The following is an 18,610-nucleotide window of genomic DNA, read 5'->3' on the forward strand; positions in this document are numbered from 1 at the left end:
TAAAACGCAAGGAAAAAGTGGGCGAAGCGCCAAAGGCCTTCGAGGATGCAGTTATCCGCAAACATTTGGACTATACCGAAACTGACGATGTGTCATTCATTTTGGTGGCGACGCCAGTGGAAGAAGTCGGGCGCGATCATGATTTCGATTGGGCGATTATCGAACCGTCGTCTTTTCGTTCCATCATTCAATTGGCAGGACGCGTCCTGCGCCATCGCTGTCTCAATGTGGACATCGAGTACGCTAATATCGCCGTCATGCAATACAACCTGAAAGCCCTACGCCAAAGTAATGGCCCTGCCTATTGTCGACCTGGCTATGAAAATGCCAAAAGCTTGAAGCTAATTTCTCATGATTTATGCCAATTGATCGACGAAGCTGCCCTGAATAAAGCCGTCAATGCAATTCCCCGCATTCAACGACCAGAAAAGTTGCAGCCCAAACAACGCTTAGCCGACCTGGAACATGAAGCCATACATAAAAGCCTGACCGACTATCAACAAAAAGGCCCGCAAGCCTTGCAAGCATGGTTAAGCGAAAACTGGTGGTTGACCGCCGTTCCGCAGCAATTAAACCGCTTTCGGGCCAGTAGCCCGGATCTTTTGTTGTATATGGTTTGGCGTAATGGTGAAGCGGTATTTTGCGAAAAAGACGAACAGGGCGAATTTATTCCCCGCCAAGCGGTGTATAACATTAAGACGGCTCAGTTTTTCGAGGGTGAAACAAAAACCAAGCTATGGCTAATTAGAGATTATCAAACTATTTTGCGCCGATATGTTGAAGCGGAATCCAATACAGATGAAATCGAGATCGAGCAAATCATGCAAGCAAAATCTGAACGCTATGGTGAAATTACGCTGCGTACAAATACCGATCGGCCGTGGATGTATTCGGATCAGTTTGGTTTGTTTCAAGACATGAACTAAATCAAAACAAGGCAATTATGCTGATTTAATTTCCCCGCCAAACTGACAAAGGAGGCCGTACTCAATGAATCAATCTATTTTAACGTTTTTTTCCGAGCGAAAAATGGCTTGGTTAAAAATGAAGTTGAAAACAACGGCAGATACGGATGAACAAGCTGCCATTCAACAAGAAGCAGAAGACAAATTTTCCTTATCGACCTGGCTGCCTGATGCCGCCAAGCGAGCAGCTTGGCTTTCAATAGTAAGCCATCCAAGCAAATTTAGTCATCCAAGCGCGAAGACCAGTTCGATTATTGCCGACAGCCACCAAGCCAACGATGGCTATTTGCGCAGCGGTAATGTTGCTTATGAGCTGGATGTGTTCGGCAATGCGGCGGCAATGGATGTCTACAGATTTCTTTGCCTGCCTATGGGCGGCGGAGAAACGGTGTTGCAGCATTTGGAGAAGGATAGCGCAGAGGTTAAACAACTATTAGATATTCCAACTGCGAGCTACGAAAACCTGCGTTCCGGCTTTCTCGCCGTCAAGCAAAGCAGCATTGGTAATAAGACGGATGGTTTGGTCAAGCAGGTGTATTTTCCTGTCGATGCTGGCTATCACTTATTATCCATCCTGACCCCAGCCGGTTTGTTGACCCAAACTAAAAGCCGGATCGATGCCATGCGCTTTTCCGAAACCACCAGACAAGCCAAAGATAGCCGCCGGAAAAACGAGCACCATGCCGACGGTTTCGACGATATCTTCGATCTGACTGTAACCATTTACGGTGGCACCAAACCACAAAACATTAGCGTGTTGAACAACCAGAATGCCGGTCGGGCCTATTTGCTGAGTAGTGTGCCGCCGACCTTCGAACAGCGTCAGGTGCGTTTGCCGACGCGGCATTTCTTTAGAAACTCCCTTTCGGTTCGCCGTTTTCAAGAAAGCTTCCAGAATTTGAACCGATTGATGCATAGCGGCGTCAATAATATCCACGTCCGCGAAGGTATACGCAACACTCTCAAATATTTGATTGACTCGGTATTGCAGCAAGCTTTCAGAATCCGCACCAGCGGGGCCGGTTGGTCACAAACCGAGCATTACCAGGCTGTACCTCTGGCACAACGAATTTGGCTGGACGATGCCTATCTCGAACAACGCGAGCAAAACGAAGATTGGCTGAATGAGGTGGCCAGCGATTTTGCCCGTTGGATTGTCAGAACTTACGAATACTCGTACAAGGATAGCCGTACCAAGCTGGGCGACCACGAGTTTCGCGAATTGGTTTCTCTAGTCGAGCAGGCCATCACCGCCGACAAGGAGTTTTTCAGATGATTCGACGTTTTCTGTTAATCCCCCGTTTGCAAATCCACAACGCCAATGCTATGAGCAGCCCTTATACCATCGGCTTTCCGGCCATGACGGCATGGCTGGGTGGTGTCCACGCCTTGCAGCGCTATCTTCACCAGCAAGATTTGTCGAATATCGAGCTGATCAGCGTGGCAGTTAGCTGTCATCGCTTCGACTTACAAAGCTACAAAGGGCGAGGCGATTTTGTGCAATCCATCGTCGGTACTGCTAATCCACTGGACAAGGATGGTAGCCGGCCGGCATTCGTCGAAGAGGCACGCTGCCACTTGGAAGTTTCGTTATTGGTGGAGTTGGAAGGCTTCGATACCGACGAACAAGATCGCTTCGAAGTGCTGGTCAACCAAAAATTACGACAGATGAAATGGGCGGGGGGAGATGTATTGGCAGTCACGGATGTAAAAGTTTATACCGCTGACGAGAACGATGAACAGAGCGTTAAGAAATTGCTCAACCGCTTGATGCTCGGCTATGTCTTGATCGAGCGGCGCGAATTGATGGTGCAAGCTTTGCACGAGGAAGGCCAAGATGCACTGAACGCCTTGCTTGGATATCTGAAAGTGATGCATCGCAGCGAACAAGATGAAGAAAGCGGTAAGGTCGCCTGGAGCAGCCAGTGCAAAGCACCGGGCTGGCTGGTGCCGATTGCCGTGGGCTTCCATGGCATTTCTGAGCTGGCCCAAGCTGCCAACCAACGCGACAACCAAACGCCGCACCGCTTCGCTGAAAGTGTGGTGACGCTGGGAGAATTCAAAATGCCTTATCGTATTAGTAACCTGGACGACGTGCTTTGGCAATATCACGCCGATACCGGACGAAATCTCTATCTTTGCCAAACCCTATCATCAGCAAAACTTATTGGAGACTAAAACATGGCAGCAAAAAACGATGCAACTGTACTGGCTTTCGAGAAAAAATTGGTACCTTCGGATGGTTATTTATACGGCACCATATGGGAGGAGCGACGGCAAAAAGAACCGGTGCCGCTAAAACTCAACGAAAAATCAGTGCGCGGTACGATTTCCAACCGGTTGAAGTCAGCGCAACAAAACGATCCGTTAAAACTGAACGCCGAAGTCGAAAAGCCCAATCTGCAAACAGTTGATGCCTGTGCGTTGACCGAACACCACGACACCCTCAAACTCAGCTTCACACTCAAAGTCTTGAGTGGCGTGGAAAAACCCTCCGCCAGCAACGGCCCGAATTTCAACACATTGTATCCGGGCGTAGCTAAAACTTATATCGATCAAGAAGGTTTCATTGAGCTTGCTAAACGTTACGCGACCAATATAGCCAATGCCCGCTATTTGTGGCGTAACCGGGTAGGTGCAGAAAAAATCGAAGTCGTCGTTGATACTGGTGATAACGACAAATTGATATTCGATGCCAAGCAATTTTCGCTGCGCGACTTCGAATCCGACCATACTGGCTTGCTGCAAAAACTGGTGGATAAAATTGCTGCTGCTTTGTGCGGCCGTTTGCCGTACTTGCTGATTAATGTTGAGGCCTATGCGTTGATCGGCAAAGCGCAAGAAGTCTATCCCAGCGAAGAATTGATACTCGGAAACGGTAAAGGAGACAAAAGCAAAATTCTGTACGCGGTGAACGGCGTGGCGGCACTACATTCGCAAAAAATCGGCAACGCCTTACGCACCATCGACACCTGGTATCCAGAATACGAGGATTCCGCAATCGGTATCGGACCGATTGCCATTGAGCCTTACGGAGCCGTAACCAACTTGGGCAAAGCCTTCCGTAGTCCAAAAGACAAAGCCGATTTTTATACGCTGTTCGATCGTTTTGCCTTAGGTGAAAAGCTCGCAGACAAAAACCAGGAACATTACGTTATGGCTGTATTAGTGCGCGGCGGTGTATTTGGGCAAAGCGGTAAGGAATAGGCTATGCGCTGTTATTGTGAAATTACTTTACTACCCACTCCTGAACTCAATCTTAACTTCCTCTGGTCCAAAGTCTTCCAACAAATTCACCTTGGCTTGGTTAAAATACAGGATGATAAAGGTCAAGTGCCTATTGGAGTTTCATTTCCAGAGTACGTGATTAGCGAGAAATGCAGTGTCTTGGGCGGCAAGTGCCGGTTGCTTGCTCAAGATGAGGCCACGCTCTCCCGTTTTGATGCCGCGAAATGGCTGAACCGCTTGAGCGATTATGTGCATTGCAGCAGTATTCGTCCGGTGCCTAGAAAACTTAAGGGATACGCGATCTACCACCGCCAGCAACCCAAAACCAGCAAAGAGCGCTTAGCCCGGCGTTATGCCGTGCGGCATAACGAGAGTTATGACGAGGCGTTGCTTCGCTATAACGACATGGTGCATACATCCATAACAACGCCGTTTATTCGCCTCAAAAGTTTGAGTAGCGGTCAGGTGTTCTGTTTGTGGATTAAGAAAACGATGCTATCAGAACACTTGGGAGCTACCTATAACAGCTATGGCTTAAGTGCTCAAGCCACTGTTCCTGAATTTTGACCCTATTTTTGCGCTCTTTAAAAATATAATTAAAATTCAATGGCTTGTGTGTTATGGTTTTAGTGGTGGGTATAATCGCTCAAAAGCTCTATAAACCGCTATGCAATTAGCTTTGATGTCTTTTAAAACCAGTTTGCTGCCGCATAGGCAGCTTAGAAAATTCACCCTCTAACCAAGCGCGCCCGCCTTTAGTTTGCTGCCGCATAGGCAGCTTAGAAAAATTGCTCTCTCATCTCAGGCGTAGCATGTCGGTTTGCTGCCGCATAGGCAGCTTAGAAATGGAATGATGCTTTCTACGCTAATGGTTCTGAGTTTGCTGCCGCATAGGCAGCTTAGAAAACAGGGGCGCACTACTCGAATCAAGCTTTTTAGTTTGCTGCCGCATAGGCAGCTTAGAAACGATTAAAAAATTTTCAAGAAGGCAGTTTAATGTTTGCTGCCGCATAGGCAGCTTAGAAATTTGATATAAAACCCATCAATAATAAGGTTATGTTTGCTGCCGCATAGGCAGCTTAGAAAAGGTGGATGCGCCAGCGTCGGAGGTGTCTTTTGTTTGCTGCCGCATAGGCAGCTTAGAAATGTTGCTGCAAAATCCACGATTTCAATTAACTGTTTGCTGCCGCATAGGCAGCTTAGAAAAATAAGACAAGAGGAAAGCTCGCTATTGCAAAGTTTGCTGCCGCATAGGCAGCTTAGAAAGTAAAATAACGTCACCAGCCAAGAAAAAAGTGGTTTGCTGCCGCATAGGCAGCTTAGAAACACACAGGCGGCACGAGGTATCTCTAAGCAGAGTTTGCTGCCGCATAGGCAGCTTAGAAAGTAACCGCGGGCGGGCTTACATGCAGGAATACGTTTGCTGCCGCATAGGCAGCTTAGAAAGTAGCAATTGCGCCAGCGATGGTTACATTAATGTTTGCTGCCGCATAGGCAGCTTAGAAATTTCTGACGTCCAACATGTTGACCAGCCATAAGTTTGCTGCCGCATAGGCAGCTTAGAAACGAACAAAACAACATCACGCCATTGTTCATTCGGTTTGCTGCCGCATAGGCAGCTTAGAAAAGGGAAAAAGGTGCATACCACAACCAAAAAGAGTTTGCTGCCGCATAGGCAGCTTAGAAACATAATTTTTTAGCTGATAACGCGTTGAATCCGTTTGCTGCCGCATAGGCAGCTTAGAAACAGCTATTCCCACAACAACCATATTCAGAACCGTTTGCTGCCGCATAGGCAGCTTAGAAAATAACGGGATAAAAGAACTTAACTCTAGTGTTGTTTGCTGCCGCATAGGCAGCTTAGAAAAATTTTTGATCCGTCAATTTGTCCTGTTTTTTGTTTGCTGCCGTATAGGCAGCTTAGAAAAGAGACAAAATCTTATGCATATTTCTCTTGATGTTTGCTGCCGCATAGGCAGCTTAGAAATTGTCATTATGATGGATTTTGGCTTGATTTTGGTTTGCTGCCGCATAGGCAGCTTAGAAATAAATGGGATTTGGGCAAGGAGCTTGCTAAGTGTTTGCTGCCGCATAGGCAGCTTAGAAAATTGGCGTGGATGGCTTGGACATGACCGTGGAGTTTGCTGCCGCATAGGCAGCTTAGATAAGAAAGTTGTCTGATTTTGCTAACGTCTCTAGTTGTTTAAAAAACTTGTAGCACCCAGCCAACGAGCTGGGCGAGGAATGAAACAAATAGTCCCATGGCTTCTCCTTTATCGTTAATAGTTTGGTGGAACTTATTATTCTATCAGCATAGGAGAGGCCGCCTATTCAGCCAAAGATTAAGTAAAAGCTATTTAGGAGGATCAATCTTGATTACTTTTTCTTTTCCGCAGTCAAGACAAATGAAGAAAGCATTTTTTGCGTCAAATCTTCCGAACGTTTCTTGGAATGTGCTTTCTATCCTTTTTAACTTTATCGATCCGCAAAGACTACATTGATAATCATGAGGATCTGGGCTATGAAGTTTTTCCATATTTTCAGTAAATGTGAAATTTTCGAGCTTAATATTCTGAATTTCCAATTCGAGATAGCCAATCATATCCGCTAAAGCGGAAACCTTTTTTCTGCATCCAGTAAGCTCTTTGTCATAAGCAACGAGCTGATCTTTCAAAAGCAGAAGTCGCTCTTTAATAATCAAAGTAGAGTCATTTTCATCAATAAGTTTTTCTATATTTTCGATGAGCATGATAGGGCAAGGGGAAGAAAGTAGATTGTGTAATACACCTGATTGACGCTACCAAAGAAGTAGCGCAGCTTGAGCAATCTGGTTTTGATCGTTCTGTAATTATCAAAATTGCCATTTTCACCTCGATTGAGTCAAGACAACAACTTATTGCAAATTACCAGAATCAGTTTACCGAACTATTCATTACATTATCGTGTTGCAATCAAGACGCTGTTGACACTCAATCCATCAAGCATTATCCCTCTGCTCAAGTGCTCTGCGCTATCCCAGCGTCGAAGTTTGATTTTGTTCATTGTTTATTCTCCAATTCTTACGAGAAGCCCACTTCCAGTTTTTTACCAAGAGCAGTGGCATATTTAAGTAGAATATTTGGCGAAAGAGAGGGCTTTCCGGTAACAAGTGCATTTTCGAGTCGGGCGACTGCTGTTGCTTTCGTACTCATGCGCTCGACTACCTGCTCCTGGGTTAATCCCGCTTCTTTGCGGGCGTTGAGAATGGCATCCAGCATTGGCCTTCCCTCTCGCTCAAGCTGCTCAACTTCAGCTTGAACAACGGGATTAGATAGCATTTTTTCTCTCATCTCAGCGTATGTCATGGTGGGTGAGGGACGTTTATCAGTCATTTTTGGTAGCGCCCAGCCAAGCGCTGGGTGAAGATTGAAACAGAATGGAAATGGTTGCCCCAGAATCTTATTAAGGGAGTAAAGTAGCCAAAAGAGTCCCTTTATCGAGAACGTAGGATAACTCAAGATAAGATTGATAGATGGTTACCTGCCCTTGGCTATGACGATATCGGTAATCCAGAAGCCGTACCTCCTCGCGCAGATGTGGCAAAATGATTTGCCTGAAACGGCGATGCTAGAATGTGGATAAGGTTGTAAAAAATTGAATTGAGAAAGGAAGATGACTAATGCCCACCTGGAAAAAATTCAACGGAAGCAAAGAACAGATCAGTGAGATGATGAGCGCTAAGGATGGGTTCAAGTGGCGCGATATCAACGGCAAGGAATCAAATATAGTTAGCGGGAGCAGTGCTTATGCATTAAAGCTCCTGTATCATAAAACTGATGATGCCAATCTGGTGCATGAATATATGCTATGCAATCCCCATCCACATGCTGAAATGATCATCGAATGGGCCAGGACTGGGAGGGAGGTTTATTTCTTTGATTCATATAATCAAAAATGGGTTGAATCACCCAACCCATTGTGGAGAACAGATGCCAAGTACTCATTCATCCCGACGGAGAGTGATATGTCGTGATCTGTACGAATTATGTTTAAAACTTACACCGGTTCTTTGTTTTCTTTTGCCAGTGTTGTTTTAGCTAACGATTGCGGCATGGTTTGATGAGAAGCCCCATCAATGCCTTGTCATTCCATTTCTAAATCAAATATGACGCGAAGGCGAGCCGCAGACAGTATCAGTCATACGGCAAGGCAGCAAACAAAGTTTAGCCGACAAAGTCAGTTTTGATTGAGAAATGGAATAAACCCAGCGGATAAGATGGGTGTGAAAAATGAACGCTTTATTTTCAATTCCAATTACAGCGCGCCAAGTCTCGAACAAATCCAACATTTATGAGTCGATACCGTAGTTTCTTTCTTTGACACTGAGACGCAACCTGTAAGAAATAGCAAGCTCAGCAACAAGCTGATCGGTTTTAATATCTTTTTCATTGGTTATCATTGCGCTATAGATTTCGTCATTTTTCTTTTCGTCGGCAATACACTGCATTCTGATCCGTAGTTTTTCACTTTGCGCTTATAGGCTATGCTAGTCCGTCAGTATGCTCGTAGCGCCCAGCTATCGAGCGGGTTGTCAACGGCAATTAAATTTTGCCCCAGGGGGGGCAATTTTACATTGCCGTTTGTGGGTTTTACATTGCCAGTGATACTGAGCGAGAATTGAAACATGAGATAACTTCAGTGCATTTAATATCAAATTGCACCAATCTACTGTCCCTTGACTTCCAAGCTATTCTTGACAGACTTTACGCCCTCAACCTCACGCGCAACTTCGGCCGCTCTGTCGATATCGTTCTGGGAACTTACAAAGCCGCTCAATTGAACAACACCCTTAAAGGTTTCCACTTTGATTTCACTGGATTTGAGGGTAGGCTCATCGAAAATTGCCTTTTTGACCTTCGTAGTAATAATAGAATTATCCAAATATTCTCCAGCTGTTTCCTCTTCCGCTAACGCGGATGTGCCGCCTAAGAAAAAAGCCATTACAACGATTAATAGAAAAGCAAAAAAACGGTTATTGAGTTGTTTCATAGCAAGGTTCTCCTGAAGGATTGAAGGATTTAAAATAGATCTGTTGAGGTTTTTAGATTAAAAAAACCTGAGTTATAAATGCTCATTTACAGCTCATCTACATTTTTAGAGGTATAGACAATGTCATAAGTTCATACATAAGCATTGAGCTTAGCCTTCCAACTACTTCCTCAATAAGCTTGTAACTGTCTTCTTGAGTTAGTTGTACAACCAGCCAGCGGAGCTGGGTAAGGATGGAAAAGATTTTTCGCAGGGTTGATTAAGGGGCTTTTTATTAAGCCGGGTGAAAATTGACATAACCTGCTGAAGATCGGCGGTAAATGAATCATCGCCAGCCAGATTTAGCACATATCTGAGCACCTGATTCCAAGAAATTACAGCGCGGAGCGCCAATGTCTCTTCCAATTAGAGAAGAAAAAAACATGTCATTTCGTTGCGCTTATTTCAAGTTCAAGTGCGGCAATACTGACTACGCTTCTTTAAGAATAATTAGAAAATGCAAGAGTGAATAAACTAACTAAAATTATCTTTTCATCAAAGAAGTATCTGAATGAGAGGTATACTTCTTGCGCATGGGTTTAACCGGTTTTTACCGAGATAGATGATCTGAGGGAGACTGTCTCCACAGGGCGCGATACGGTGCATTGACGCTTTGAAAGAAGCCTGAACGCGGATTCCAGATTGAATTGAATCCAATTCTTTTTGAACAAAGAAGCGCTATAGAAGATACAGAGAGATGATTAAAGGAGGATATGAATGAAAGTTGAAGTAACCGTTGAATTAGACATCAATTTATCTAAAGCTAGTCTGGAAGACATTAAAAACTTGTTGAAAGAAATTATGGATCCTGTCAAATTTGATGCTTTGGAAGCGGTCACTATTAGAGACATAAAGATAGATATTTAATCTAAGGAACTGTTCCAGTAAACCCTTTACTTCTTATTCCATTTTCAAATCAAAGCTGACTTGGTCGGCTTCACCTTGCCGTATGATAAATACTGCCTGCAACTCGCCCTCGCGTCATGTTTGATTTGGAAATGGAATGACAGCTCGGTCCGGACAGCACTTTGGTAAACGTTATGCTGGACCAACCTATTTGTTCTCAGCGCAACTACTTCACAGTAATCATGCGAGTACCGCATTTCATTACGGATCATGCTGTCTGACCGTGGAATCCTTCATCTGTAACTGTAAGAAATGCTAAGATAGACATTATGAGTGAAGTATTTGAAGCAATTCAACAATGGATTCCAGCCCATATCCTGATCAGTATCACGATAGCTTCGATTATTGGCTTTATTGGTACCTTGATCGCTATTCCCATTATTCTGATCCGTTTACCAGCGGACTATTTTGACACGCGTACGCCACGCCACTGGATGAAAAATCATCATCCGGTGCTACGGATACTAGGCTTAATCATTAAAAACCTGGTCGGTAGTGTGTTCGTTCTGGCCGGGTTTATTATGCTGTTTGTACCGGGGCAGGGCTTATTGACCATGCTGATTGGCATTTCTCTACTGGATTTTCCCAAAAAACGTGAGCTGGAAGCCAGAATTGTTAGTCAACCCAGTATATTGAAAGCAATTAATTCCATCCGCCATAAATTTAATAAACCTTCCCTGATTCTGGCGCCTCGTTCTTAATGGTAGCTGAAAGCGAGAAGTGATCTCGCGCTTGCCTGGTTACCCAGGGCTTTTAACTACTTCTGGTCAGAGCCGGAAAGCTTGCTCCATCAAAGGGCCGCTGAATGTCTTATTTCATTTAAGAGCACCTCTAAAAATTCATATTTGCGAGCATCCACTTCGTGGATTGCCTGCTTACCCCTCTCGTCACCATACTTCGTTGTTCACAAAAAAGCTCCTTACCTATCAGTGATAGGCTGCGTCAACATTGTTTGTTCTCGCCTTGTCTTGTTTCGAACGCTGAAATGTTTATTGGCGCCCTTAAATTCAATCTGACTTGGTCGGCTTTTTCCTTGCTGTAGGATTTGTACTGCTACGGCTTGTCATTGGATCAGGTTTGATCGGAGTTTAAATTAGCTGACTTGCTCTATGTCTGCGAAAAAATTGTATGAGTGGGCTTGATCGCATGACCGGCAGGTGAAGCTGTTATGTGCCAGAAAACCATTTGATCGAGCGAGTGATATCAATAGGCTCATAATAAATGGACATTATCTGATCATTGATAATCTGGATTTTTAATGTAATATACTGAATAATATGTGAAATAAATATCAATAAAAAGACATTTGTGAGGACATTATGCCTGACATTGAATTGGCTCCAGGCTTGGAATATTTAACACGTCGCATTGACATGGATCGTTTTGGTCCGTTTGTTTTCGAGGTGGGCGTTGAAGCTGCTCGGATTAAACTGGCGCTTCAGCGTGCTGAAGATACGCATGACCGTTTTATTGCTTCACCTTTTTCTCAAGTGGCTAATCAGCTGGAGCGAGAAGTGGTGGTCAGCAGTGTGTTTGGTACGAATACCATTGAAGGAGGCAAGCTGAGTGAAGACGAAACTGCCAATGCTTTAATGCTTGATCCAGCGCAGGTCAAGGAAATTGAACAGCGTCGCGCAGTGAACATCAAGGCTGCTTATGACTTATCGCAACAGGTTGCCCGAACTGCCGGGTGGTCGCTGAATCGGGAATTCATTCTTGAGGTGCATCGTCTCATTACGCAGCAAATCCCTCATCCCAATAACCAGCCTGGCAAGCTTCGCAATAATCCGAAGCATCATGTTACCTATGTCGGAGATGAAGGCCACGGTGGACGCTATAAGCCACCTCAATATGGGAAGGATATTGATCGCCTGCTGGATGCGCTTATCGGCTGGCATGCGGAAATGGAAAGATCTGGTGTGCCTGTATTGGTTCGGGCGCCGCTGGTGCATCTCTATTATGAGCTCATTCATCCTTTCTGGGACGGTAACGGCCGGGTAGGCCGGGTAATCGAAGCTACTCTGCTGCAAGCGGCAGGTTATCGCTATGCGCCGTTTGCCCTGGCACGCTATTATCTCGCTAACATCGATAGCTATTTCACGCTATTTAATACCTGTCGCAAGACCGCAGAAAAAGGGCAGGCCTGGCCTAATCACCCATTTGTCGAGTTTTACCTGGAGGGTATCCGTCAGACGATCAACACGCTGCAAGACAGGGTAAACCAGATGACGGCACTGTTACTGTTTGAAAGTAAGCTGCACCGCTTACTTGAGGAAAAGCGCATCAATGTACGTCAATATACGATTGTTTCCCAGCTGCTGGGCAGGCGTCGCGCAATGCCACTGGATGAAATTCGTCAGACACCCTGGTACACAGGCCTGTATTTGAAGTTAAATGATAAGACACGGCAACGAGACTTACGTCATCTGCGTGAAATGGAATTGGTTTTCCTGGATACCCATCATAACCTTTGGCCGGGAGTGATCAGACCGCAAAACATCAAGCCGTTAGGTAAAAAACAACTATGAAGTTTGCTTCTCGTATGACTCTGATGCTCCAGGTTTGCCTTTGATCAACTTCGCGTCCATTTTGATTGGGCAGTGAAATGAGATGAATGAGATGACTGGTTTCACTCAGTTTGGCTGAATGTCTGTCTTATTCTTACCGGCAGGCGTGCAGACAAAGTAAGGCCGCGTACCAGCAGGAATACATGCAAAGCGAGCCACAAACCGCTATTGGCAAGATCACGCAGCCACCACCATGTCACCAGATAAGCACCGAGCGAAACCAGCATCATCAGACTCATGTCACGTGACCAGGTAGCGCCTATGAAGATACCATCCATTTGGAAGGCAAGCACTCCAGTGAGCGGTAGCAGGGCGACTAACAGCAGGTATTGCGCTGCTTCCATTTGTACTGATTCCAGCGTCGTAATGAGTGCGATCATGGGCTCACCCAAGAGCCAGAGCATCATCGCCAGCAAGCTTGCCATCACGGTATTCCAGCCTAAGGTCAACTTTAGGCTGCGCATGAAGCCGTCGCGGTAATTTGCCCCGATGGCGCGACCGGCAAGTTGTTCTGCAGCAGAGGTCAGGCCGTCCAGGAAATAGCTGGCCAGCATGAAAAAATTCATCAACACGGCATTGGCTGCAAGCGTTTGCTCGCCCAGATAGGCCCCTTGGGTAGTAAAGAAAGCAAAAGCGAACAGTAGCGCAAAGGAACGCAGCATAATATCAAAATTGAGATTAGCAAAGCGCCAAAGCGCAGCCCGATCCAGCAATCGCTGCCAAGACGGCCGTGCGCTGCATTTAAAGAATGGATAACAAATCAGCAAGCCGAGCAGGAAAGCCAACAATTCACTCATGACAGTCGCGGCTGCGACGCCTTTGATCCCTAGGGACAGGTGCAGACCAAGAAAGATCGAAAGAATAATATTGCTGCCGTTGAGCACGATCTGTAGCAGCAGTCCAGTCCGGGTCCTGCCCAGCCCGATGAACCAGCCTAACAAGGCGTAATTTCCCAGTGTCACTGGCGCACCGAGCATACGGATCAGCACATATTGCTGTGTAGCAATAGCAACCGTTTCACTAGGTTCCATCAGATAAAGACCCAGCGATAACAGCAGTGGAGTAAGCATGAGTAAAAGGCTCCCGCTGGCAACGCCTATTATCAGTGAGCGCAACAGCGTTGCCTGAATTTCAGTCTGATCTTCACGGCCATAAGCCTGGGCAGTGAGACCGGTCGTGCCAGAACGCAGAAAGTTGAAGGTGGTAAAAATCACATCAACCAAAATAGCGCCAACCGCCAGCCCACCAATCATGAACGCTTCTCCTAGCCTGCCCACTACCGCCGTGTCGACTATTCCCAGTAGGGGCGTCGTCAGATAAGCGAGGGTCATCGGGGCGGCAAGGGTGAAAACCAGGCGGTGGGTGACAGTAAAAGGCCGAATGGGATGAGTCATCGTGTTTTAATTTGAATAAATGGTAGGTAGTCAGGCAGAGAGCATCCGCAACAGGGCTAATTCCATTTCTAAATCAAAACTGATTTTGTCGGCTTCCCCTTGCCGTATTATTTTTATACTGTCTGCGGCTAGCCTGCGCGTCATGTTTGATTTGGAAATGGAATGAGGCTGTCTAAAAATGATCTATGTGGCTGCTGTGGGATGAAAAGGACTCAAAATACTCATTTATCAGATATAAAATAAATCGGCTTTTTTCGCCTATCATGAATGGTCTCGAATATATTCTTCAACCGCTCGCTAACTCATTCCTTTGCTGAATCAAGCCTGATGTGGTCTTATTGATTATTGATACCTATTTACGGCTCACTTTCGAACCGGTTTGATTGGGAAATCGAATCGGAAGTAAATTGCTCATCTAATAAAATAGCACAACCTGAAACAGTATGGCACGTGATGGTGACACTGTGGCTGTCATTGTAGTTGTCATTGTTCCTGTCAGGAACAATGATTAAACGGTTACAATTGTGGATTTCTTGTTAACAATAAAAATACTGATAAATGCCAATTATTGAACTGACTCCGCACCAGCTCCGCCTGACGATTGATCCCGATTTACTTGGATTTACCAATACTTCAGAACTGGTCGGTCAACCACTTTCCTGGATCGGGCAGGAGCGTGCCGAGAAGGCTGCTTACTTCGGGCTCGAAATGGAGCAGCCGGATTATAACTTATTCGTGCTTGGGGAAGTAGGGAGTGGACGGTCTTCCTTGCTGCGGCAGGCAATGACGAAAGTAGCGTCAAACAAGCCTGTTCCGCCTGATTTGTGTTATTTGCATCACTTCGGTGTACCAGAAAGACCCTTAGCCTTGCATTTGCCGGCAGGAGAGGGGCGTCTGTTGCGCCAAAAATTGACACAGCTAGCGAAATATCTGCAGACAGAAATACCCCGATGTCTTGAGGAGCCTGCTCTCAAGGCGGAAAGCAAACGGATCGAAAAAAACTTTAAACTGGAAGAGGCTAAAGCCTTTGCTGAGCTTGATGCGTTTGCTGAGAAACATCATTTTGCTATTCAGCGGGAAGCCGGCCGTATGGTTTTCACGCTAATAGATAAATCTGGAAAAATTTTGACTGAACCTCAAGTGTTGGCGTTACCTAAGGAGCGAAGAGCTGAAATTGAGGAAGTAGAACAAGCCTTACAGGCTGAAATTGCACGCTATTTTGAAAAGATACGCCCCTTGGAGCGAATCAAAGATGAGGCTCTGATAACGTTGCAGCGCAATAAGGTCAAGTTGCTACTGGAAGGTGAATTAAAGGCAATTCGCAGTATGCTGAAATTATCTGCAGAATACCGCAGCAAATTCGACCGCTATCTGGGGAAGATGGAGGAGGATATTCTCGAGAATGTCGCGTTATTCAAATTCTCTGATACTGACGAAGAAAAACGCAAAAAGGAAATTAACTCCTTATTAGCACGCTATCAGATTAATCTGGTGGTAGATAATCATGATTTGAAGGGAGCACCGGTAATTATCGAAGAAAGTCCGTCTGTTCGCTCACTGTTTGGCAGCATTGAGTATCAATCCGTAGAAGGCGTTTTAGAGACAGACTTTACGCGCATTCGGGCGGGTAGTCTGCTCAAGGCCCATGGAGGATTTCTCATGCTGCACCTCGATGATGTGTTAGTGGACAGCCTGCTTTGGGAGAAATTATGCCGCCTGCTGCGCAGTCATTTGCTGCAAATTGAAGAGCCCGGCACGACCTTAACCCAGATTCCAGCTGTTTCGCTCGAACCAGAAGCAGTGCGGATTCAGGTTAAGATTATATTGATCGGCTCGCGTGAACAATACTATATATTACAGGAAGAGAATCCAGAGCTTGCCAGGCGTTTCCGTATCAAGGTTGATTTTGCTGATAGCTTCATAGCCAGCGCACAAAGCCGCCTTGCTTCTTCCATTTTTGTGGCGCACGCCTGCCATGAAGCCGGTTTGCCCCATTTTACCGCAGCTGCGGTTGCGCGATTGTTGGAAGATTGTCACCGGGCAGCTAACGATCAGTCCCGTCAGAGTGCTATTTTCAGCCGTACAGAAACACTGGTATTGGAGAGCGCTGCTCAGTGCAAAGCTCACACCGGTTGCCTTGTGGATGTAGCTGATGTCGAGAATGCGCTGCAAGCACGTATCCATCGGCATAATTATCCGGATCAATGTCTGCAGGAATCGATTGCAGATGGGGATGTCTCGATTGTGATCGAAGGAAAAAAGGTTGGGCAGATTAATGGTTTGACGCAAATAGATTTGGGAGACCATTGTTTTGGCGCACCGGTGCGTATTACCGCGCACACGTTCGCGGGTGAAAATGGAGGCGTGTTGAATATCGAGCGCGAGGTAGGGCTTTCCGGGCCGATCCACGATAAAGGTATGTTTATCCTGCAGAGCTATCTAGCGGCCCTGTTTGCGCATATCGCGCCGCTTGCACTCAGTGCTTCTATTGTATTTGAACAGGAATATAATGGAATAGAAGGAGATTCTGCCTCGTGTGCAGAATGGTATGCTTTGCTTTCTGCCTTATCAGGCGTGCCACTCAAACAGGGAATTGCAGTAACGGGGGCAATGAATCAGTATGGTGAAATCCTGCCGGTAGGGGGCCTCAATGAAAAAATAGAAGGGTTCTTTAATGTTTGTGAGAAAGCGGGGTTGGATGGGACGCATGGGGTGCTGATTCCTCATCGCAACCGCAGGCATCTCATGCTGTCATACCATGTAATCGAAGCCGTTACTCAAGGCTTGTTTCATATTTATACTGCAGAACATGTGAATGAAGGCATTGAGTTGCTGACCGATTTTCCGGCTGGCTTCGCGCCTGAAGCAGATCTTAACGAGGTGATTCATTATCCTTATGACAGTGTGTTGGGATATGCGCAGAAAGTACTTCGTACTTACCGTATTGCTTGCCAGCTTACCCAGCACACTAAGACAGAGCGCAGGCGGTTTTTCGGGTCCGCTGAAAGGTAGGAAAAGGATCGATAAGGATCGATAAGGATCACGATTATTTGTAGTGAGCCGCCATAAGATTAATTTTTACAGAAGGAGGCATTGATGCGTATTTTATTGCTATTCGTATTAATTTTTTTTGTTCAACCTGTTTTCAGTTGCCAGGATGGCTTACTCGATCAGAATTTTAGAAAGCTGGCAGGCAGTGAGGTCGTAAACTTATGTCATGCTTATTCGGGTAAGGTGCTGCTCGTGGTGAATACTGCCAGTAAATGTGGTTATACCCCTCAATATGATGGATTGGAGAAATTACATGAGACATATAAGAAACAAGGATTCGCAGTGCTTGGCTTTCCTTCCAATGATTTTATGGGGCAGGAGCCTGGCACGGAGGAAGAAATACAGGATTTTTGCCGGTTAACTTATGGTGTCAAATTTCCTATGTTTGAGAAAATAACCGTCAAGAAAGAAGATGCCCACCCATTCTTTCAGCAACTGGCAAAAGTTTCCGGTACTTATCCTACCTGGAATTTTCATAAATTTTTGATTGGTAAGGATGGTAAGCTGATCAAGCAATTCAGTCCCCATACCACACCTTTTGATCCGGAAATGGTCGCAACAATCGAGCAAGCGCTCCAGCAAACATCCAAGTAACGGACTCAACTACCTATTTGATTAGCTGGTCTATGCTAACCTGGTGAGCTATCCAGGTTAGCTGGCTTAAGATAGGACGCTACAAAATGTGCTCTATCAAGTCCATCAGTGTGCTACGCTCTGTGGATATTCAAAAGAGCCAATAGGATAGCCAGCCTCTTTCCATTTCGGAAATCCTTCTCGATAGTAATAGATTTTGCGCCATCCCCATTCTGCTGCTTTTTTGCTGGCTTTAGAGCTGCCTAGGCAATGAATCCCATTACAATAAAACACAACGCCTTGACCCTTCTCGGCAAGGATATTCAGATCGCCGTCCGTGAAAAGTTCACTATTGACATCCAGATGCTTGGCCCCTTGGATATGCTCATAATTGAAATATTCCAAATTACGCACATCAATAAAAATATTGCCTTGATCGTATAACCGTTTAGCGGTCGCTGTGTCTACGGTGACCGCTCCCATGACTTCTGCAGGTGCGGTATGCTCTGTAGCGATGGCGCTGACTGCAGGCAGAAACAAGCACAGCAGAGCATATAAATATTTTTTCATGTTATTTCCTATATTTTTTTTCTAATAAAATGAAAATAAACCACAAATTCTTGCCATACTTTCTGGAAATACTTGATAGGATATTGCATAAGCGGCACTGAGATTGAGCTGTAAATTCTGCGTTTGCTTACCAAGCATATCGTATTAATGGTTTTCCTCCAATGGTTATTGGCTTTAAAATCAGTAAAGTAAATAAAATAAGGCGTTCTGGCAGTAACCCCAATGATTCCGATAAGTGAAGGCAGTGATGAATAGACTCGGCGCTGCCTTCTGTTGAGTGTTTATAGTG

Annotated in this window: 16 protein-coding genes and 1 CRISPR repeat array; of the genes, 11 read left to right on the top strand and 5 right to left on the bottom strand. The window is 45.5% G+C overall.

Translation table 11 applies throughout. The features are described 5' to 3' along the window. Positions 1-17 precede the first annotated feature (17 nt). The 5 genes from BM283_RS19205 to cas6f all read left to right on the top strand — a co-directional run bounded on the left by BM283_RS19205 (position 18) and on the right by cas6f (position 4,760). A complete protein-coding gene (locus BM283_RS19205; protein WP_217646404.1) occupies positions 18-926 on the top strand; it encodes a hypothetical protein in 909 nt (302 codons plus the stop codon). A 64-nt stretch (positions 927-990) separates the two neighbouring features. Then, complete coding sequence (gene csy1 / locus BM283_RS01605; protein WP_090688312.1) at positions 991-2,241, top strand: type I-F CRISPR-associated protein Csy1; 1,251 nt, start codon at positions 991-993, stop codon at positions 2,239-2,241. Further along, the gene (gene csy2 / locus BM283_RS01610; protein WP_217646405.1) at positions 2,238-3,143 is read left to right on the top strand and encodes a type I-F CRISPR-associated protein Csy2; all 906 of its coding nucleotides are present in this window, start codon (positions 2,238-2,240) and stop codon (positions 3,141-3,143) included. The genes csy1 and csy2 overlap by 4 nt, the downstream gene beginning before the upstream one ends. Positions 3,144-3,146: 3 nt before the next feature. Then, a complete protein-coding gene (gene csy3 / locus BM283_RS01615; protein ID WP_090688315.1) occupies positions 3,147-4,172 on the top strand; it encodes a type I-F CRISPR-associated protein Csy3 in 1,026 nt (341 codons plus the stop codon). 3 nt (positions 4,173-4,175) lie between these two features. Beyond that, the gene (gene cas6f / locus BM283_RS01620; protein ID WP_090688318.1) at positions 4,176-4,760 is read left to right on the top strand and encodes a type I-F CRISPR-associated endoribonuclease Cas6/Csy4; all 585 of its coding nucleotides are present in this window, start codon (positions 4,176-4,178) and stop codon (positions 4,758-4,760) included. 131 nt (positions 4,761-4,891) lie between these two features. Beyond that, a CRISPR array of direct repeats spans positions 4,892-6,360; the repeat unit is 28 nt; unit sequence GTTTGCTGCCGCATAGGCAGCTTAGAAA. A 186-nt stretch (positions 6,361-6,546) separates the two neighbouring features. Here cas6f and BM283_RS01625 read toward each other — a convergent pair. Then, positions 6,547-6,942 carry a hypothetical protein gene (locus BM283_RS01625; RefSeq protein WP_090688321.1) on the bottom strand — a complete coding sequence of 132 codons (396 nt, stop codon included), beginning with the start codon at positions 6,940-6,942 and terminating at the stop codon, positions 6,547-6,549. A gap of 310 nt (positions 6,943-7,252) precedes the next feature. After that, entirely contained in the window at positions 7,253-7,564 is a 312-nt protein-coding gene (locus BM283_RS01630; protein WP_217646406.1) for a helix-turn-helix domain-containing protein, read from the bottom strand. Between the two features lie 287 nt (positions 7,565-7,851). Between BM283_RS01630 and BM283_RS01635 the strand changes: the two genes are divergently transcribed. Beyond that, on the top strand, positions 7,852-8,205 hold the full coding sequence (locus BM283_RS01635; RefSeq protein WP_090688325.1) for a hypothetical protein: 354 nt from the start codon (positions 7,852-7,854) through the stop codon (positions 8,203-8,205). 692 nt (positions 8,206-8,897) lie between these two features. Here the strand turns inward: BM283_RS01635 and BM283_RS01645 are convergent. Further along, positions 8,898-9,221 carry a BON domain-containing protein gene (locus tag BM283_RS01645; RefSeq protein WP_090688332.1) on the bottom strand — a complete coding sequence of 108 codons (324 nt, stop codon included), beginning with the start codon at positions 9,219-9,221 and terminating at the stop codon, positions 8,898-8,900. A gap of 756 nt (positions 9,222-9,977) precedes the next feature. On the opposite strand from BM283_RS01645, the gene BM283_RS18550 reads away from it, so the two are divergent. The 3 genes from BM283_RS18550 to BM283_RS01660 all read left to right on the top strand — a co-directional run bounded on the left by BM283_RS18550 (position 9,978) and on the right by BM283_RS01660 (position 12,694). Further along, on the top strand, positions 9,978-10,127 hold the full coding sequence (locus BM283_RS18550) for a hypothetical protein (protein ID WP_175491992.1): 150 nt from the start codon (positions 9,978-9,980) through the stop codon (positions 10,125-10,127). A 308-nt stretch (positions 10,128-10,435) separates the two neighbouring features. Next, the gene (locus BM283_RS01655) at positions 10,436-10,867 is read left to right on the top strand and encodes a PGPGW domain-containing protein (RefSeq protein WP_090688336.1); all 432 of its coding nucleotides are present in this window, start codon (positions 10,436-10,438) and stop codon (positions 10,865-10,867) included. 618 nt (positions 10,868-11,485) lie between these two features. Further along, the gene (locus BM283_RS01660; RefSeq protein ID WP_090688338.1) at positions 11,486-12,694 is read left to right on the top strand and encodes a Fic family protein; all 1,209 of its coding nucleotides are present in this window, start codon (positions 11,486-11,488) and stop codon (positions 12,692-12,694) included. A gap of 101 nt (positions 12,695-12,795) precedes the next feature. On the opposite strand, the gene BM283_RS01665 is transcribed toward BM283_RS01660, so the two are convergent. Beyond that, positions 12,796-14,127: an MATE family efflux transporter gene (locus BM283_RS01665; RefSeq protein ID WP_090688340.1), complete on the bottom strand. Its 1,332-nt coding sequence runs from the start codon at positions 14,125-14,127 to the stop codon at positions 12,796-12,798. A gap of 558 nt (positions 14,128-14,685) precedes the next feature. Between BM283_RS01665 and BM283_RS01670 the strand changes: the two genes are divergently transcribed. Together BM283_RS01670 and BM283_RS01675 are read left to right on the top strand one after the other, a co-directional pair. After that, positions 14,686-17,139: a Lon protease family protein gene (locus BM283_RS01670; protein WP_090688342.1), complete on the top strand. Its 2,454-nt coding sequence runs from the start codon at positions 14,686-14,688 to the stop codon at positions 17,137-17,139. Positions 17,140-17,223: 84 nt separating this feature from the next. Then, complete coding sequence (locus BM283_RS01675; RefSeq protein WP_090688345.1) at positions 17,224-17,772, top strand: glutathione peroxidase; 549 nt, start codon at positions 17,224-17,226, stop codon at positions 17,770-17,772. A 105-nt stretch (positions 17,773-17,877) separates the two neighbouring features. Here BM283_RS01675 and BM283_RS01680 read toward each other — a convergent pair whose 3' ends face one another. Beyond that, the gene (locus BM283_RS01680) at positions 17,878-18,321 is read right to left on the bottom strand and encodes a rhodanese-like domain-containing protein (RefSeq protein WP_090688347.1); all 444 of its coding nucleotides are present in this window, start codon (positions 18,319-18,321) and stop codon (positions 17,878-17,880) included. Positions 18,322-18,610 lie beyond the last annotated feature (289 nt).

It is taken from the genome of Nitrosomonas sp. Nm34 (assembly GCF_900113925.1).
Classification (GTDB): domain Bacteria; phylum Pseudomonadota; class Gammaproteobacteria; order Burkholderiales; family Nitrosomonadaceae; genus Nitrosomonas.

Excerpts from the sequence above, each read along its gene's own strand:
- csy1 (WP_090688312.1), top strand. The coding sequence starts at position 991 with ATGAATCAATCTATTTTAACGTTTTTTTCCGAGCGAAAAATGGCTTGG.
- csy2 (WP_217646405.1), top strand. The coding sequence starts at position 2,238 with ATGATTCGACGTTTTCTGTTAATCCCCCGTTTGCAAATCCACAACGCC.
- csy3 (WP_090688315.1), top strand. The coding sequence starts at position 3,147 with ATGGCAGCAAAAAACGATGCAACTGTACTGGCTTTCGAGAAAAAATTG.
- cas6f (WP_090688318.1), top strand. The coding sequence starts at position 4,176 with ATGCGCTGTTATTGTGAAATTACTTTACTACCCACTCCTGAACTCAAT.
- BM283_RS01625 (WP_090688321.1), bottom strand. The coding sequence starts at position 6,942 with ATGCTCATCGAAAATATAGAAAAACTTATTGATGAAAATGACTCTACT.
- BM283_RS01630 (WP_217646406.1), bottom strand. The coding sequence starts at position 7,564 with ATGACTGATAAACGTCCCTCACCCACCATGACATACGCTGAGATGAGA.
- BM283_RS01635 (WP_090688325.1), top strand. The coding sequence starts at position 7,852 with ATGCCCACCTGGAAAAAATTCAACGGAAGCAAAGAACAGATCAGTGAG.
- BM283_RS01645 (WP_090688332.1), bottom strand. The coding sequence starts at position 9,221 with ATGAAACAACTCAATAACCGTTTTTTTGCTTTTCTATTAATCGTTGTA.
- BM283_RS18550 (WP_175491992.1), top strand. The coding sequence starts at position 9,978 with ATGAAAGTTGAAGTAACCGTTGAATTAGACATCAATTTATCTAAAGCT.
- BM283_RS01655 (WP_090688336.1), top strand. The coding sequence starts at position 10,436 with ATGAGTGAAGTATTTGAAGCAATTCAACAATGGATTCCAGCCCATATC.
- BM283_RS01660 (WP_090688338.1), top strand. The coding sequence starts at position 11,486 with ATGCCTGACATTGAATTGGCTCCAGGCTTGGAATATTTAACACGTCGC.
- BM283_RS01665 (WP_090688340.1), bottom strand. The coding sequence starts at position 14,127 with ATGACTCATCCCATTCGGCCTTTTACTGTCACCCACCGCCTGGTTTTC.
- BM283_RS01670 (WP_090688342.1), top strand. The coding sequence starts at position 14,686 with ATGCCAATTATTGAACTGACTCCGCACCAGCTCCGCCTGACGATTGAT.
- BM283_RS01675 (WP_090688345.1), top strand. The coding sequence starts at position 17,224 with ATGCGTATTTTATTGCTATTCGTATTAATTTTTTTTGTTCAACCTGTT.
- BM283_RS01680 (WP_090688347.1), bottom strand. The coding sequence starts at position 18,321 with ATGAAAAAATATTTATATGCTCTGCTGTGCTTGTTTCTGCCTGCAGTC.